Source organism: Paenibacillus sp. LjRoot153 (genome assembly GCF_964253085.1).
Lineage (GTDB): Bacteria > Bacillota > Bacilli > Paenibacillales > NBRC-103111 > Paenibacillus_E.
This window is the reverse complement of record NZ_CAXUQH020000001.1, coordinates 4,171,772-4,188,210: the sequence shown is the minus strand read 5'-3', so window position 1 is coordinate 4,188,210 and position 16,439 is coordinate 4,171,772. Positions and strand designations below refer to the sequence as shown.

Genomic DNA, 16,439 nt, shown 5'->3' with positions numbered 1-16,439 from the left:
ATTCTAACATCTAAAGCTTTATACAACAAGGAGCCCGAGATGGATAAAATTGATCACCTGGAAAAACTCAACAATTGGATTAGAATCATCAGCCATAATTACATACTAATTATTGTTGCAGCAATTATATTTTTTGCTTGCAAATCACTGATCGGCTATCTGACCTACAGAAAATTCTTGAATAAGATGATGTTACTACTCTTGTTCCTTCATTTCTAAACACCTTTATCCTGTGGAGGTGTTCTTTTTCATTGCATGCCAAGTTCCTCATTATTCAGGAAGATTTGCTTCTATTAGAACTTTTTCAAAGCCGTGAAAGTCATTTCGCATCTAGCAAACTGAGATGTATTATGGATTCCTGAGCTGTAAATAGTTTATGAGGTTCAATCATTACGGAATGTGTAAAGTTACATTACTTTAAGAATAATTTAGAAGAAAATAAAACAACATAAGAGAAAATAGTAGGTGTTTGTACAATAGCATCATTTATTAGTCACATTGAAGACCGTGAAATTCAATCAGTTCTAGAATTCGCTCTTAGTCTATCTAAAAGTCATCTTCAAAAATTAAAATCTCTTTTTAACGAAGAACAATATCCAGTACCTGACGGATTCCAACAGGAACATGACGTCATAAAAGAAGCTCCACGGTTGTTTACTGATGATTTTTGTTTATTCTACATTCAAAATATGGGCAAAATAGGTTTGGAATTCTATACAACAGCTTTATCAAATGCCGCTCGTCTGGATATTTGTGAGTATTTTACTGAATGTTTAAATGAATCGGCACGTTTATTAAATAAAGCCACAGAAATCATGTTATTGAAAGGTACTTTCATTCGAGCTCCATTTATCCCAACTCCCTCTAAAAATGAATATGTTCAAAAACAAAGTTACATGGCTGGTTTCTTTGGTCATCATAGACCATTGAATGTTATTGAGATTTCTAACATTTACTATAATCTCATACAAAATCAGTTAGGACGGACATTGCTAATGGGGTTTAGCCAAGTAGCCAGTTCTGAAGAAGTTCGTGAATACCTGGTCAGGGGTAGAGATATTGCAGATAAACACGTCGAAATTTTCGGTTCCCTTCTTAGTAAGGAGTTCCTTCCTTCTGCAAGTGCATGGGATACAATGCCAACAACCTCCACGACTAAAACATTTTCCGATAAACTTATAATGTTTCACGCTACTTCTTTAAATGCTGATGGAATAGCTCACTACGGAAGAAGCTTAGCGCTTAGTCCAAGAAGAGATCTTGCATCGCATTATACTCGTTTAACATCTGAAGTTTTAAACTTTGCCGAAGATGGGGCCAATATTATGATTAATAACGGTTGGTTAGAACAACCACCACAAGCATCTGATAGAGATCTATTATCCTCCCAACAATAGATATTATGGGGGTAATTATTGTAGTCGGTTCTGGGAAACCCCCCGTATAACTTAATCGAACCGAGGGAGTTAAGTATCTGCCTTTCTATGAATACATCCTTTCACATTCACAAATAATGTAACTAGTACATGAAGGAGGCCAAAAAATGAACAATCAACGCGCAAAAGAGATTGCAGTTTCACCTACCATGGTTGATGTCACTTATAACGGAACACCAATCTACATCCAAAATGTCGACGAAAAGAATGAAACAGCCAGAATTTATCCTTTGGATAAACCAGAAAACGAGCAAAGCGTCCCATTAAGCAGTTTAGTCGAGAGATCTCAAATGTTAGAGCTGGAAGACATTAAAATGATATGCCCATCGACTAAATAATTGAAAGAATTAAAAAAGACGTTTAGAGCAGGGGAACAGTTGGTTATGATATCAAATACTAACCTGTTGCAACCGAGAGTTGAATATGAACATGAGAAGGCAGCGGACCAAATCGGACCGCTGCCTTTTCTCAACTAATGGGCAGTTTAACGCAACAAAATGCTTCAATTATCGTTAATAATAAGAGGTGAAAATAAGTTGCGTCGAAAACAGAAATTAGCTGGATTGAAAAGGAGCTTTTAATTAATGAAAATGAAGTTGAAAATTATTTTAACATTGGCGGTAATACTTGTCGCACTTACAGGTTGCTTAAACAAGGAAAACAAGATTGCTGACCCAACACCACTTCCGACTACAGCTCCAATCTCATCATCTGATTTTAAGTTATCAGCCAAAGAACAAGAGGTGTATAACAACTTTCAAAAAGATTTAAATGAACAGCATTTAAAAGGGTTAGAACCAATTAGTATAGCTAAGATATACGTTCAAGCCTCATTGGATAATATAAGAGATGTCATTTATGCTCTGTACACGGATAGAAAAGGGCATGTTCTATGGACAAAAGAAGAGTTTGAAAACTTTCCAGTTTCAGACAGAGGGACAAAAGAAGAGGTCCTTAAACTATTTAAAAATATTGATAAAGGAAAATTCATACAAACAAGCGATTTTGAAGGATTTATTGAGTATCAATCAAGAAATGACGCAGAAGCTAAGTCGGGTTTCCAAATGATTAAAGACGAAGATGGTATTTGGAATGTTGCATTTCAACCTATTCAATAACTAAATCGTTTAACTACGGATAACGATAGTTCAATGAGAACCAAGACGAGGCTGCCTGCTTTTAAGTAGCATAGAAGGGGCCAGTACTGATACTACTAAGCTGGTGTTAACTGTTTACATATTTAGGCTTAGCGAAAGAAGCCTTCACGCGTTGGCGCAGGGCTTCTTTGCACGGATCTAACTTGGCTTAGCTAGGCTGGCCTACTGTTGCAGCCTCATTGGACGTCTCTGCTTCACCCACACGCTCCTCATGGTTCGCAGCCACTGGAGTCTCCGTTTCCTTCTGAGGCACCAGAATTGTCACGACGATATCATTCGGGTCGGATTTCATTTCAATGCCGGCGGGCACTACAATTTGACTGACATGCAGGTTGTCACCTAGCCCCAAGCTAGATACTTCCACTTGAATGGAAGTCGGAACTTGGCTCGGCATGCAGCGAATCTCGATGTTGTGCATCTGAATTTGAATAATACCGCCATCATGCACACCCACAGCATCACCAATAAATTCCAGCGCAACGACCGTTTTGATCGGCTCATCCATATTAATTTGATGGAAGTCGATGTGGGACAACTCGCGGTTCAGCGGATTGCGTTGAATTTCATTAATCATGACCGGTTGACTTTTTGTACTGCCAGAGATAGCCAAATCAATAATGGCATGAGGATTTTGCCGAAGAACGACCTGCAATTCTTTCAAATCGATGCTTAGGACCGTAGTCGCCATTTTCTTGCCGTACACGACAGCGGGAATTTTCCCTTTGGAACGCATTTGCTTAATTTCTGATTTTGTTGCTTCTTTGCGGACTTCTGCTTGTAAAGAGACAGCCATATGAAAAAGAACCTCCTAATTTAGCCCGGCATCCAATTGAGCGGAAGCTCGCACTGCCAGGTGATTAACAGCTAGTTTATAACATACCCCAACTTTCGAGGTTCCATCCCAGAAATAAACAACTGCGTTTTCTTGGGACGAAGCGGTTATCTATAAGGTGACTCACTAAGGTAATCCATTACTTCGCTATCGGTGAACCGAGGGAGTTAAACATCTGAAGGGCTGCCGCGTTTAGGTAGCCCTTCACTCTGCTAACGGGTTGAATGATGGAACAAATTGTCTATATTCCTAGTATTCTTAACATGTTAAATTATCGATAGAAAAGTAAAGAATGTATGGGGTGAATCGGGTTGGGTAAGTTTTTAGTCATTATTTCAACCTTTGCAGTCTTATTGTCAGGATGCTCAGGAGATGTAAAGTATGACGAGCAAAACGTAAAAGAGTCCCCGATTGGATCGAAGGCGAAGGCGGAAGTGACTGAAGGAGATTTCGTCTATCGCCTCGTTTCCGAGAAGTCAGTTTACGCCGAAGGCGAGAAAGTGGAAGTCTACGCGGAGCTTGAATACATAGGAGCTGAAGCAGAAGTCAAAATCGCCCATGCCAACTCGCCGTTCTATTTCCCGACGAAAGAGAAAATGAGAAACTTTGATATCCGCTACGGTATGCATCAGCCTGCACGCATGACGGTCCTGAAAAAGGGACTGCCGTTGAGAGAGAGATTTGTACCCCGTGGCGGTTATAGCCCGGAAGATCCGAAAGAATACGTCGACTTCATTAATGTCGTGTGGGAGGCATCTAAAAAAGGCACACTGCTTTGGGGGGACTACCAGGTATCTGGATCGGCTAATTTCGATCCGTTAAACGACTCGATGGTGAGCCAAGAAAGTCTTCGTTTGAACGTAGAGATCGAGTTTTTCATAGAAAAGCCTAAAAATAACGAATAACAAAAAAAGTGATAAGCACTTTTTATTGAACTAACCAGGAGTTGCATTGAAGCAGCTCCTTTTTTTCATTCAAGTAACGAGCAGTAGAGCGTGGTGGTAGCCAGCTGTTTGTGTTTAACTATTAGGTATGTTCCAGCAACAAAAGGGGGGGTGAGTAATGAGTAAAATACATACTGATAATTTTGCTTCATATTTTGGATTTCTTGATTTCGGCTATTACTATTGTCTTGTTTATTGTCATTAGGATTCAAAATGGGGCAGACATTGGAGGACTTGCTGCACTATTGATTTCAGGCAGTCTAAGACTTTGATATGAACGAACAATTGCATCAATTCTGACTGGTTCGGTGATCTGAAGCAGTACGCACAGGGTCTTCAGTTTATTTCTTCTGTTCCCGCATGTCTTAAAAAGGGTACATTATGGTCACAACATCCTAGTATTCTTAAGATGACTATATTTCAAGTAAAACTGAGGGACGGTGAACGATAGCACAATAAGTAAAAGGCTGCCGGCAAAATTTTTTTAGCATAAAAAACCTTCCGAATGGAAGGTTTAATTAATGTTTCAATACTTATGATTAAAGCTGCAAGTCCGATTCATTCGCTATATCCTAATCTTATTTAGAAATTTCTTATTTAGAAATTTCACTATATTTTTTAAAATTGTCTAGAAACGCCTGCCAGCCTGCTTTTTGCATCTCGATGGAATTGGTGGTTTCTGCTTCAAAAGCTTCAATTACCTTAGTATCGTTTTCTTGACGAATAAAAGTGATGGCAACTTTTCTTCCATCTCCCATAGTGTATGAGATAAATTCATTAATTCTCACTTCATCATAAACTCCACCAAGATCAAATCCAAAGCTTCCATCCTTTGCTTCCAATCTTGTAAGAAATTTGCCGCCAACCCTTAAATCATTTTCGGCATTTGGTGCATGCCAATCATCAGAAGCAAAAGACCATTTTGTTATATGCTGTGGTTCTGTCCAATATTCCCACACTTTTTCAACTGGTGCATGTACCGTGGTTTCTACCGTTATTGTTTGATTAACTGTTTCCATTCTAATTACCGCCTCACTATATGTAATTTAGAGTATCTACAGTAGTTAATTATACCATTAAACTAATGATGAACCATAATTAAGGGGGCCATTGTTATTTTTGGACAGCCTCAACTTTAACAGGAGTGGTTGGGGCCTTCTTATGGATCATTTCTCCGCCCAGATGACCCGTGTATGCTACAAGGATCACCATGACAAGAGCTCCAACTAAATAAAAAGGATTCTTCCCGATATCCAATGTTCTCCAAAAGCGGAAGACTAATCGAGTCAATAGGAGGAGAATTGCTGCAACCATCGTTAACTGTCCGAATAATTGGTGGTCAGGAAAGAGTGGATTTTTCGTCCATGCAGGTCCAGTGAGTACTGCTGCAATCGCTCCCAAAGCCCCTACGATCAAGCAGAGTAACCCCGCAAAATTCCATTCCTTTTTCTTAAACAAAGCAGCAATTAAGTCAAAGATGAAACTAAAAATTAGCATTGCTACAGGAACATGATTAAAAACATTGTGCAGATTTTTTAACATAAAGTCCATAAAATAATACCCCTTTTTCCTATTTATTTACTGACATTTAAAAGTATCGCAGAAGTATATATAAAAAACAATGTTTTTTTCCATAATTCGACAAAAAAATGGTCTATTTCCGTCTGACGTTTAAATATTTTATTGAAATGGCGGTAATTATCGAGTCCCACGATATCGGAAATCTCCAAAATATGGGAACTTCGGTCAAGCTAATAAACATCGTATGCGCCGGATCAGAACTTTAGTGTGAAATCAAACGGATATTTCAATAACAATAATAATACAATAAAAAACAATGCATATTTATTGTTAAACGATAAATTATATGCTAAAATCATGTTGTCATTAAATAAGTGAGGTGTTTTAAATGAATGTTAAACGAGGTTCAACCACTTTCTTAAAAGTTATTATTTTTCTGATTGGAATTGCCGTGCTTGCTTTGTGTATCTGGTTGCCTGAGATAGCTGTAAGAGATGCAAGGGTACATCCAGATACGGCTTACTTCCTAATCCCCTTTTTAGTATGTGCATACGGATTCTGTATTGCGTTTTCTGTTGCGTTGTATCACGCATATAAACTATTAACCTACATCGAAAAGAACAATGCTTTCTCTGATTTATCCCTTAAATCTCTGAAGATTATAAAGAAATGTGCTTTTACAGTTATTTTTCTCATTTTGTTAGGAATAGTAAGCTTAAGGGTACTAGCTAAAGTTACAGCTAGTGATGATGCAGCGGGACCTACATCATTATGTCTAATGGGTATTTTAGCAACAAGTATCATCGCAGCCATTGTGGACGTACTTCAAAAGCCATTAAAAAATGCCCCATAGCTCAATGAACCGCCTTTTAACCAAGGCGGTTTTCTTATGCTCAAATGAAGTTTCGCACAAATAGTAATTGCGTTGGTCAGAGGGATTTTTGTGCTAATCCAATGTATTTTCAATTTTTCGTAAAACCTTTTATCAAGATTGATTTCCAGGTTGGTTTGCACAGAATAAAATCAACAAATTAAGAAAAGAGATAAATGATGTTGGTTGATATACGCTAGACTTAAGTTAGTTTAGCTCTCGGAAACGATTTTTCAAGTAGTATTTTCATTCTCTGTGGCAGCTACAAATTACCTCATACTTCTCTAACAAGATCAACGTATAATTATGGGTACAGCTCAAGGTTATGTCAAACGAAGTGTGGAGTGTGACCACAAATGTCCAAAAATTACAGAATTCATAAAGATCATTTTCAAAATATTAAGAACTCCGAACAATTAATTGGCCATCTAAAAAGAAGATATGAAAATTTTGAGTTAGTTCAAAAAATAGCCAATGTAGGATATTGGGAGTACGACTTTCAAAAGGATGCTACTACATGGTCTACTCAACTATTTAATATACATGGAATAGAAGATGACTTTTCTATGAACTTTGATCAATTCCATACACTTATACACCCTGATGACCGTACACGAACAATTGAAAGGTTCAACGTAGCTCTTGATGAAAAAGCTGGGTACGAAATTGAATTTCGAATCGTCCATCCAGATGGAGAAATACGTAACGTGGTTCAAGTTACCGAGTTTTTAGTGAATGAGCTTAATGAGTTAACCCGAATCATTGGTTTCGTTCAGGATACTACTGTACATAAGAAGCTTCAGCTAAGCTTGGTAGAGGAAGAGCAGTACTATAAATCCCTTTTTGATAATAATCCTGATTCAGTATTTTCGTTTGACCTTCAAGGTAATTTCATTTCGTGTAACCCTGCTCTTCTAGTAACGTTTGGTTTTAGTGAAGAGGAGATTTTGTATGAGAATTTTGAAAATTTGGTGGAGCCAGCTTCTAGAGAAAAGACTAATCATTTCTTTATGGAAACCATACGAACTTGCATTCCGCAAAATTATGAAACGACTGGTATTCATAAAGATGGATCCATTCTTGAATTTAACGTGACCAATATCCCCATCATAGTTAATAATGAGTTAGTAGGGGTTTACGGAATTGCCAAAAATATTACAGCTCAAAAAGCAATAGAGAGTTCATTAATAGATGCAGAGACCAAATATCGAAGCTTGGTTGAACAGTCAATTGTTGGTGTATTTATTGCCGTGGAGGGAACCTTCATCTATTCGAATCCACACTTAAATAAGATGATGGGATATGATACGATAACAGGTCTGAAGGTGCTGAGCCTTATACACCCTGAAGATCAACAAAAAGTGGTAGATGAAATATCATTCTTGGCTGAAGGTGAATCTGTACAAAATTTTTGTCACAGAGGCATTAAGCTGGATGAATCCATCGTAATTATCGAGGTTCATTATAAGAAAGTTCTTCATCAGGGCAAGCTGGCGACAATCGGTACCGTTCTAGATGTAACGGAACGAAAGCAAACAGAGGAGTTAAATCAATTTCTAGCTTATCATGATTATTTAACGACGCTTCCTAATCGGAGGATGTTCGAGGAACAATTGGATCAATGCTTGAAAAGTAGTCGAATTGCCAACAAAAAGGTTGTTGTCATGTTAATCGATTTGGATCGTTTTAAATATGTAAATGATACACTTGGACATTCCTTTGGTGATGTATTATTAAAGTACTTTGCCTGGAGACTACAGGAATGTTTACTGGTAGGTCAAACTGTTTATCGTCTTGGTGGCGATGAGTTTTGCATCGTTCTATCTGAAGTGAACCATCATAATGAAATTAGTCGGCTTGCCGACAAGCTGACACAACTAACTAAGGAAGATTTTGTAATAGAAGGGTACGAACTTCATGTCACGATCAGTATAGGCATCAGTATGTCGCCTGAGGATGGAAGTACGGTGGAGACTTTATTCAAAAATGCGGATACGGCCTTGTATGTGGCCAAGTCTCAAGGGAGAGACCAGATTCAATATTACTCCGCTTCTTTAAATGTACAATCCTTCAAGCATTTTAATTTAAGTAACGATCTCCGAAAAGCGTTGGACAAAGAGGAATTTTTCCTTATGTACATGCCTCGTGTCGATACGCAAACAACGGAGATTGTTGGGGTTGAAGCTTTGATTAGATGGAAGCATCCTGAATGGGGCCTGATTTCTCCAGCTGAGTTCATACCGATTGCAGAAGAAACGGGACTTATTGTTCCAATAGGCGAATGGGTATTACATGAAGCTTGCAAGCAAAATAAAATTTGGCAAGACCAAGGCTTAAAACCCGTTACAACTTCGGTCAACTTTTCCGTGAAACAATTAATAAAGCCAAACATTTTGGAAACCATAGATAACATTATTGAAGCAACGGGAATAGCCGCGGGGCAGTTGGAAATTGAAATTACAGAAAGTTCATTCATCAGTAATGAAATCGAAGTAACTCAGCTGCTGGCCGAATTGAAAAAAAGGAATATCAAGGTCTCCTTAGACGACTTTGGAACCGGATATTCTTCTTTATATTTATTGAAGCAGTTAACCTTGGATACACTGAAAATAGACAGATCCTTTGTGGAGGAAATCCTTACGGATTCAGTGAATCGGAGCATTATTCAATGCATTATGACTTTAGCTAAAGAGCTGCATATGAATGTTGTGGCTGAGGGTGTAGAGACCGCTGAGCAATATGCTCTGTTGAAGGAGCTGCAATGCGATGAGATTCAAGGCTACTATTTCAGTCGTCCTCTGCATGTTGAGGCATTTGCCAAGCTGTTAAGAGATAACAACATTACATGAAGCTTATAACTGATTTAGGTGATTGTTTTGAACAGGAGATGAATAACCTACTTGCCCAATAATGGCCGCGAAAATCGCGGCTTTTTTGTTTTATGGGATGATAAGAAAGAAGGTTAGTTCGGTTAAAATATAGCTGAAATCTGGACTTACAGTTAAGCTAACGGGCAGCAGGATTATTTAACCAAATAGCGAATAGATAGTCTTTGTATACTTCGAAAATACTGGATTCCAGGGTCGTTAATACTGTGGAGGTCTTCACGAGTCATTTCCCTTTGATTGTATTAGTGATTTTATGTTTTTCGAAACGGAGTTGGAAAAGTCAGACATTATAACAGTAGGTTCAAGTAATCGATGAGACGAAGAGGGGGAAACCGAAATGAAAACGATCAAGTGCATGATGGACCACCTGTACTGGGCGGACGGACGCATCGTGGACGCGCTCGAGGAGAGTGAGACGAAGAACAAGGACCTTGTGAAGCTGGTTCGGCACGTCGCGGTCGCGGAACGAGTCTGGCTGTCCCGATTGCAATGCAAGGGCAGCACGCAATATTCGTTGTGGGAGGAAGCGGAAGACCTGACGGCGATCCGGACGATGTTCGAAGAAAACGCCGAGCAATATCGCGTCTATATCGAAGGGCTCCAGGAATCCGAGTTGGACGAGATGATCGACTATGCGAACCAGAGCGGGGTTCCGTTCCGAACGTCCGTCCGGGACATCCTGTTGCAGGTCCTCTTACATGGGCAATATCACCGGGGACAGATCAACCGGGCACTTCGGATCGAATCGGCAGAGCCTGTCCAAGTCGATTACATCACGTTCGCGAGGCTCTAACAGGGCCTAATAATCACCATTACTCGGAATGGGATTGGTATTGAACTCCCTCGTTATGATTTGATTTCCTCACGTAAGCTCGTCTATTCGCAGGATTTCATCCTTTAGGTTTCGATGATGAAATTTATCAATCTACAGGAAACTAATGGAGAACGATAGTGTGGAGCTTGCCTCGCGGCAGCTCCCTTTTTTTGTTCATTCAAGTAACGGGAGTAGATCGTAGAAGTATGCTACAACGTGGTTTGTTTTATTTGTTCGATGCAATCTTTGATCGTATCGGTGACCACTCTTGGCTCTGAAAACTGAGGGAAATGTCCGCTTTTTTCAGCGGAGATATGTTTGCTGTACTTAGACAATGAAAGAAGTTCCAACTGATGCTCTATTCGCTTTTTACGAACTTCCTCTGGTATCATGCGATTTTCTTTGCCGCCTGTAATCACATATACAGGTATGTCGGGAAAATGATCGATTTCATGGATTTGTTCCACCGTTTTTTTTACAAAATGAACTTCATTGAATTGTTTATGAGAAGAAAAGGCATCAAACATCGTGAACATCTTGTTAATTGTTCTTACTACCTTACCTTGATATTTATTAAGGCTTATGTCTTTCGGATGGCTGGATTCTAAAAAGACAATGCCAGCTACTTCGTTCGGGTAATGCCGGGCAAATAGATTTACATATAATCCCCCTAAAGAATGTCCAACAAGCAAAAATGGAGGTTCAAATCCTACTATCTTTAATGCCTCCCGTAACGTTTCGACAATCGAAAGCCCATCTTGGGGTTCGCTAGGCTTATCACTACCCAAAACACCAAAACGATTATAGGAAAATACAGATGACGACTCCGAAATTTCGGGGAGTATTTTCATCCAACCTTCTAGGGGTCCAGAACCTCCATTAATTAATACAATATTAGGTTTGCCGCTCCCGCTAATATTATATTGTATTTTCCCTTTTGAAGTATTCATTTTAGATATCTCTATTGCCAATGCACGACACCTCACATTGTTATAACTGCATTCACATTAGTGATACGTTATTAACGTTTGCGGGTTCCATTATTCGGGAATTTAGAGTTAGGCGTTGAGGATTAGTATATATTTCCAAATAATCCAAGAAATAAATGCTGATATCCAAGATATGAATCCGAATACAATCACGATTTTATTCTCACTCCAGCCATACTTCAAACTAAAGTGATAATGAATAGGTGCCATTCGGAATATTCTCAATTTGGTTTTCTTGTAATACCAAACTTGCAAAATGACAGATAGTTGCTCTGCTAGATAAACAAAAAATAATATCGGAATCAAAATTTCAACCTTTTCAATTACAGCCAAGAAAGCAAGAGAACCACCTATTGCAAGAGACCCAGTATCCCCCATAAACGCTTTTGCTGGATAAATATTATATATAAATAAACCTAACAAGCAGCCAATCATTACTAATGAGAAAGTCTGTACTTCAATTCTTTCCGAAATCACAAAAAAGAAAAAGAAAGTTGGTATTGCAACGTTTATTAGAAGTCCATCCAGCCCATCAGTAAAATTTATTGCATTGGCTGAACCCACTATAAATAACATTATTAATATCAGATATGCGAAAATTGGTAAATGGAGGTTATAACCTTTTAATAGGGTGATTTCTGAACTCAAATTGAACTGATAAAGTAACACAAACAACAATACGATAGTGAAAGCGAATTGAAAAATCAGTTTCGTTTTTCCTGAAATACCAGAGGGGTCTTGAAAAGCAGCCTTTTTAAAATCATCCATGAACCCCAATATGCCAAATAAAACAAAAGTTGCTCCAAGGAAAAGTACCAGTGGCTTAGGATGGAAGTATGTTGATGTAATTACCCCTATAAGTAGAATAATGCCTGCCATCAGCGGAGTACCACGCTTTGCTTGATGGTCCGGTGGCAACTCTACCCTGATAGGTTGAGTTAGGTTTAAACTACGCAACGTCCATATTAAAATAGGTGTTAATATAGCAACAAGCAGAAACGAAATACTAATAGCACTAAGTAATGAACTCTCCATTGGACTGGTTCTCCCCTAACGATATCATTCAGTTTTATTATACGTACACCATGTGGACAAATATTCCTCTGCATTATTTAAGGGGATACCACTAACCATTAAAAGGTTAGCCGATATGTCCCAATTAAATAATTACTATGTTATAAATTAATTGGATTATATAAACACTCATCTCTTAAATGAACGTTTATTCCAACATTTTACTAGAAATTATCTGTTTTCAGAAGATTCAATGGATCAAGGCTTCCAGGATGTTATAGTTGGCATGGAACGTACAGGTCACTACTGGCTAAACTAGGGAAGGGCAAGTATCTATTTTTCATATAACAGGGATGTTTGTCTACTAGCTATATACATTTGTCCAATCAATAACTTTGAGCTACACATATGCTTAAGTACCTTAAATCTAGGAGGCTAAAGTATGGCATATAGTGCAGCCAAGAAAAGTATCGGACATAAAAGCAAAGCTGTCTCTAAAAAAAGAAAGAAATCTAAGTGTTGTAAAATAAAAGTGATTTGTAAACGTGGACCTATAGGCCCAATGGGTCCCCAAGGTCCCCAAGGTACCCAAGGGCCAGTAGGACCACGAGGGGATACAGGTGCCGCAGGAGCTACAGGACCGCAAGGAAGTACGGGAGCCACTGGACCGAAAGGTGACATGGGAGATCGTGGGCCAAAAGGGAAAGAGGGAGAAAGAGGGCCAAGAGGGAAAGAGGGAGATAGAGGGCCAAGAGGGCCTATGGGACCAACAGGCATGCAAGGACCACCGGGACCTCCTGCGAAAGACGAATGTGATTGCTGTGTAACCCCTATGCAATCTGTTTTAGAAGAGCTAAAGATATTAGAGGCTACATCGGTTGATGTTGGTACTGTTGATCAAATCTTCAATAATATCGACTTTTCAAGTGATGATGTGATAGTAAGCGATTTCCTATTAACATTTCCAGCCCAAGGTGCTACGCAAATTGTACCGATCTGCATGATTGTTGGCGTTCAATCTAGTGCTATTACAAATGAGTTTCCACTGACGCCTGCTGATCCAGATTGTGATTGTTGTGAAGGCGCGCTTCGTGAACGGCTTGCAACGCTTACCACTGTTGTAGCTATGACGACAGATGGAGGGACATTCGGCATGGTAACAGGAACCATCATTGGACTTGGTCAGGGAATTGTCATTATTGACCCTCCTGGTGCTGGAACGAACCCAGCTGCTATCTCAATCTGTCAGATTACCGGCTTAATGGTACCGAATCCTCTTTAAGATAAATGAACTGCCCCATCTTGGCCTGCTGGCTGGGGAATTGTGAAGTCCAAGTCGCTAGGAATTGTCACTAAGGACGGATGAATATCTGCCCATACATCCAATGTTAGTAAGACAACACCACTTTCCTCACATCGATTGAATACATCAATTACCGTCTATTCGCGCTCAACCGCAACAGATTTTGGTAAAAACGCTCTTGGTGCTCGCGAGCAACAGTGACAAGGATCTTCTTCTCCAACAGATACTCCTGAAATGGTCGCAGAGAAAATCTTGGCTGCAGCTTTACATGAGCCAGACGAGCATGGGGCATCTTTTACCTATTTCAGGGTTTGAGTTAATTATAATTAATCTTTCCCTATATGGTGGATGATCTTAATGTTAAGATTGTGTTGCAGTAAAAATAAAAAGTAACGAGGTGAGGACAATGAAAACAAAAAAATATACGTCTTATCCTCATGCTACTTTTTAGTTATTCTTTTACGATTACATTAGGCTCTGAGGGTAGGTTCACTCTCAGGGCTTTTATATTTAGGCAGAAGGAACGTTTAAGCTTTCTTGCCGGTGTATGACAGCCACTTCTTGGAGTGGCTGTTATTTTTTTTGACAAAAAGGGGTGGTCAAGGCAACAATAGTGTTTTTTTGAAATTGGTTAGGATTTACTCATTTATCTTTGCAAATTGATCTGAACTCTATCAGGGGGACTATGTATTGAACTTGAATTACTTAGGATGGAATTCATTTTTTGCGAAAAATTTCAAACAGTGCCGGTCTATGTTTGAGCAGGCTCATACCTGGAGATTAGGGGTCGATCGGTTTCGTCGTTGCCTTGTTCCAAAGGATAAGGGTCCCCCCCCCTTCGTGAGATATCGTTTCAACTTCGGCATTTTTCTCCGTTATTCACCGCTTTCCAAATATGAAAGGATGATGCTTTATTAAAAGACTCGCGCAATATTTTCGATCATTGCAATCCGATCAGTCAGCTTACGGTATGATTTATGAAGGTTCATACTTTGATGATGGTGGTACGGTATCTGACCCAACCTATTGGTATAATGATGTTGCGTATTACATTGAACGGACACATAAACTCACACTGGATAAACCATGTATCACCATAAAAATACCTTTTGACCGTCTCGGCCTAGATGAACATATGGATCAAGTTGTTCTCTCAGATTTTGCATTAAGAAAATGGGTTGATCATATTGAGGCATTAAATAAATTGATTTATAACCGGTCACGTTCTGATAAAGATAATGGTGCTTTTTATTGTTTCCGCCCAACTAATGTGGTGTTGCAACGTAATGCATCCTTTGTCGAAGTTATCTCCGAACAATGGTATCTATGCTTAATGATTACAGTTCAACTTCCATTCAAAAATAATGATAAAGCTATGCGCATGCTCTGCAAAATGCTTCCAAAAGAAGTGGAGGAGTTAATTGCCAAGTGGGATCTCATCAAATTAAATGCTGCCTATGAATTGGTAAAAAAACAAAATATGATTCGCGAATGGCTGAAATCTAGTAGATATTGTGCGTTTATTGCGAATGGCAGTATTTTGCCAAGAAATACAAACAACAGCGGGCCACTGGAGGGTGCCTTGCCTTTTACATCCCCGGAAGATATTGAAATTGAAATTTGTGGTGTGCGAGGAATGGGAATAAAACAAGGTGTGACGGTCATCACCGGCGGTGGTTATTCGGGTAAAAGCACATTGCTGGATGCACTAAATTCGGGGATCTACAATCACAGCATGGGCGACGGACGAGAATTTGTGATTACAGATCAAAGTGCAATGGAAATATCCGCAGAGGAAGGCCGTTCCATAAAAAATATCAATATTACGCCTTTCATTAAATGGATTCCCAATAGTTCGGCTGAACAATTTTCCACTGACTACGACTCAGGTTCCACATCTCAAGCCGCAAATATTATGGAGGCAATCAATGTCGGGTGTAAGCTTCTTCTTATTGATGAAGACAGAAGTGCGACGAATTTCATGATTCAAGACATCAAAATGCGTTCATTAATCAAGCATGAGCCCATTACACCTTTTACGGAACGTGTCAGGGAGCTTTATGAGACAGTTGGCGTATCTTCTGTTCTTGTTATTGGAGGTAGCGGGGAATTTTTATCCGTTGCCGATCAAATCATCCTGATGGACAATTTTGTGCCCAAAAACGTAACTCAGGAAGCAAAGAATTTATGTGAACACGACAAACCACGTGAACGAATCCCCTTTACCAAATGGGAGATAGAAAGAAAAATAACCACCGATCACTTTTCGAGCTATCCACAGGGCAGTGGTACAGAAAAGCTGATGGTTTCATCCATGGGATACATCATGATAGGTGATGAACAAATTGATATCAGAGGGCTTTACAATATCACATCACCCGCCCAGGTTGCAGCTATTGCCTTTTTAATTCGAAAAATCGCTATTAGTAATCAGGATCGCCTCATCATTCTTCATGAAAAGATCAAAAAAGCTCTCGAAGATATGGAGAGGGAAGGTGTGGATATTGTATTTTCTTCCTTTTTTCCTGGTTTCGAAAGATGGCTTGAATTACCAAGAATGAATGAAGTATTATCTGTCATAAACCGAATGAAACACTTGAATTTTATTCAGCTCGAGCCCGCTGAACACCTCTAATAAGGAAAAAAAAAGAAGTCGACCACCTCGTGGTC

The 16,439-nt window shown here is 39.2% G+C and carries 13 protein-coding genes and 1 pseudogene; 9 read left to right on the top strand and 5 right to left on the bottom strand.

Translation table 11 applies throughout. The annotated features are described in order from the left end of the window. Positions 1 to 458: 458 nt before the first annotated feature. From ACSQ8P_RS17945 to ACSQ8P_RS17935, 3 genes and pseudogenes are all read left to right on the top strand, one after another. Positions 459 to 1,397, top strand: a complete 939-nt coding sequence (locus ACSQ8P_RS17945; protein ID WP_436239545.1) for a DUF3231 family protein — start codon at positions 459 to 461, stop codon at positions 1,395 to 1,397. 146 nt (positions 1,398 to 1,543) lie between these two features. Next, positions 1,544 to 1,717, top strand: a pseudogene (locus tag ACSQ8P_RS17940) (small acid-soluble spore protein H); the annotation flags it as partial. 303 nt (positions 1,718 to 2,020) lie between these two features. Further along, positions 2,021 to 2,554 (top strand): RNA polymerase subunit sigma, encoded by a 534-nt coding sequence (locus ACSQ8P_RS17935; RefSeq protein WP_436236407.1) that lies wholly within the window; start codon positions 2,021 to 2,023, stop codon positions 2,552 to 2,554. Between the two features lie 187 nt (positions 2,555 to 2,741). On the opposite strand, the gene ACSQ8P_RS17930 is transcribed toward ACSQ8P_RS17935, so the two are convergent. Continuing rightward, entirely contained in the window at positions 2,742 to 3,386 is a 645-nt protein-coding gene (locus ACSQ8P_RS17930; RefSeq protein ID WP_436236406.1) for a 50S ribosomal protein L25, read from the bottom strand. A gap of 350 nt (positions 3,387 to 3,736) precedes the next feature. Here ACSQ8P_RS17930 and ACSQ8P_RS17925 point away from each other — a divergent pair, with 350 nt between their 5' ends. Beyond that, entirely contained in the window at positions 3,737 to 4,330 is a 594-nt protein-coding gene (locus ACSQ8P_RS17925) for a hypothetical protein (protein ID WP_436236405.1), read from the top strand. A gap of 632 nt (positions 4,331 to 4,962) precedes the next feature. On the opposite strand, the gene ACSQ8P_RS17920 is transcribed toward ACSQ8P_RS17925, so the two are convergent. Beyond that, positions 4,963 to 5,388 carry an SRPBCC family protein gene (locus ACSQ8P_RS17920; protein WP_436236404.1) on the bottom strand — a complete coding sequence of 142 codons (426 nt, stop codon included), beginning with the start codon at positions 5,386 to 5,388 and terminating at the stop codon, positions 4,963 to 4,965. A gap of 94 nt (positions 5,389 to 5,482) precedes the next feature. Continuing rightward, entirely contained in the window at positions 5,483 to 5,920 is a 438-nt protein-coding gene (locus tag ACSQ8P_RS17915) for a DUF2231 domain-containing protein (protein ID WP_436236403.1), read from the bottom strand. A 358-nt stretch (positions 5,921 to 6,278) separates the two neighbouring features. Between ACSQ8P_RS17915 and ACSQ8P_RS17910 the strand changes: the two genes are divergently transcribed. From ACSQ8P_RS17910 to ACSQ8P_RS17900, 3 genes are all read left to right on the top strand, one after another. Then, positions 6,279 to 6,743: a DUF2975 domain-containing protein gene (locus ACSQ8P_RS17910; protein WP_436236402.1), complete on the top strand. Its 465-nt coding sequence runs from the start codon at positions 6,279 to 6,281 to the stop codon at positions 6,741 to 6,743. Positions 6,744 to 7,117: 374 nt separating this feature from the next. Beyond that, positions 7,118 to 9,610: a sensor domain-containing protein gene (locus ACSQ8P_RS17905; protein ID WP_436236401.1), complete on the top strand. Its 2,493-nt coding sequence runs from the start codon at positions 7,118 to 7,120 to the stop codon at positions 9,608 to 9,610. Between the two features lie 376 nt (positions 9,611 to 9,986). After that, positions 9,987 to 10,442: a DinB family protein gene (locus tag ACSQ8P_RS17900; RefSeq protein WP_436236400.1), complete on the top strand. Its 456-nt coding sequence runs from the start codon at positions 9,987 to 9,989 to the stop codon at positions 10,440 to 10,442. 230 nt (positions 10,443 to 10,672) lie between these two features. Here ACSQ8P_RS17900 and ACSQ8P_RS17895 read toward each other — a convergent pair whose 3' ends face one another. Continuing rightward, positions 10,673 to 11,434: an alpha/beta fold hydrolase gene (locus ACSQ8P_RS17895; RefSeq protein ID WP_436236399.1), complete on the bottom strand. Its 762-nt coding sequence runs from the start codon at positions 11,432 to 11,434 to the stop codon at positions 10,673 to 10,675. An 87-nt stretch (positions 11,435 to 11,521) separates the two neighbouring features. Continuing rightward, positions 11,522 to 12,487 carry a phospho-N-acetylmuramoyl-pentapeptide-transferase gene (mraY, locus tag ACSQ8P_RS17890; protein WP_436236398.1) on the bottom strand — a complete coding sequence of 322 codons (966 nt, stop codon included), beginning with the start codon at positions 12,485 to 12,487 and terminating at the stop codon, positions 11,522 to 11,524. 421 nt (positions 12,488 to 12,908) lie between these two features. On the opposite strand from mraY, the gene ACSQ8P_RS17885 reads away from it, so the two are divergent. Together ACSQ8P_RS17885 and ACSQ8P_RS17880 are read left to right on the top strand one after the other, a co-directional pair. After that, a complete protein-coding gene (locus ACSQ8P_RS17885) occupies positions 12,909 to 13,748 on the top strand; it encodes a bclA protein (RefSeq protein ID WP_436236397.1) in 840 nt (279 codons plus the stop codon). A 964-nt stretch (positions 13,749 to 14,712) separates the two neighbouring features. Further along, complete coding sequence (locus ACSQ8P_RS17880; protein ID WP_436236396.1) at positions 14,713 to 16,404, top strand: P-loop domain-containing protein; 1,692 nt, start codon at positions 14,713 to 14,715, stop codon at positions 16,402 to 16,404. Positions 16,405 to 16,439: the final 35 nt, after the last annotated feature.

Coding starts and splice junctions, on each gene's coding strand:
- ACSQ8P_RS17920 (WP_436236404.1), bottom strand. CDS start 5,388: ATGGAAACAGTTAATCAAACAATAACGGTAGAAACCACGGTACATGCA.
- ACSQ8P_RS17930 (WP_436236406.1), bottom strand. CDS start 3,386: ATGGCTGTCTCTTTACAAGCAGAAGTCCGCAAAGAAGCAACAAAATCA.
- ACSQ8P_RS17905 (WP_436236401.1), top strand. CDS start 7,118: ATGTCCAAAAATTACAGAATTCATAAAGATCATTTTCAAAATATTAAG.
- ACSQ8P_RS17910 (WP_436236402.1), top strand. CDS start 6,279: ATGAATGTTAAACGAGGTTCAACCACTTTCTTAAAAGTTATTATTTTT.
- ACSQ8P_RS17915 (WP_436236403.1), bottom strand. CDS start 5,920: ATGGACTTTATGTTAAAAAATCTGCACAATGTTTTTAATCATGTTCCT.
- ACSQ8P_RS17885 (WP_436236397.1), top strand. CDS start 12,909: ATGGCATATAGTGCAGCCAAGAAAAGTATCGGACATAAAAGCAAAGCT.
- ACSQ8P_RS17935 (WP_436236407.1), top strand. CDS start 2,021: ATGAAAATGAAGTTGAAAATTATTTTAACATTGGCGGTAATACTTGTC.
- mraY (WP_436236398.1), bottom strand. CDS start 12,487: ATGGAGAGTTCATTACTTAGTGCTATTAGTATTTCGTTTCTGCTTGTT.
- ACSQ8P_RS17900 (WP_436236400.1), top strand. CDS start 9,987: ATGAAAACGATCAAGTGCATGATGGACCACCTGTACTGGGCGGACGGA.